Annotated in this window: 1 protein-coding gene; it reads right to left on the bottom strand. The window is 43.8% G+C overall.

The window, feature by feature from the left end; genetic code table 11:
- Positions 1-397: MraY family glycosyltransferase (locus PZE06_RS26640; RefSeq protein ID WP_275792189.1), on the bottom strand; the 397-nt coding region annotated here is incomplete at both ends.

The following is a 397-nucleotide window of genomic DNA, read 5'->3' as shown; positions in this document are numbered from 1 at the left end:
ACTTAATATATAGCCCAAGGTAAGACTTCCAGTATCTCCCATAAAGATTTTCCGTCCCCTATCCGCATTTCCAAATACATTATAAAAAAAGAACGGAAGCAACACTCCCACGGTAGTAAAAGCCAGCAATGCACTCATCCATCTGTCATCAATGACAGCCAGTGTGCCAAAGACGGACAATGCTACCATACTCAGTCCCGATGCCAGACCGTCAATGCCGTCTATTAGGTTGATTGCATTGGTGATAAAAATCACGAGCACCAAGGTAAGAGGAACACCGATGAAAGGAGAAACCGCATGAATACCGAATAGCCCATAAAAATCATTGATGTACAATCCTGCCAACGGGAACATAGAAGCGGCAATCAACTGTACCAGAAACTTCTGACGATAGCGA

Origin of the sequence: Robertmurraya sp. DFI.2.37, assembly GCF_029211245.1 — a bacterium.
Lineage (GTDB): Bacteria > Bacillota > Bacilli > Bacillales > Cytobacillaceae > Robertmurraya > Robertmurraya methanolica_A.
Note: the sequence above shows the minus strand (reverse complement) of the source record. Positions and strands in the feature narration are given on the sequence as shown.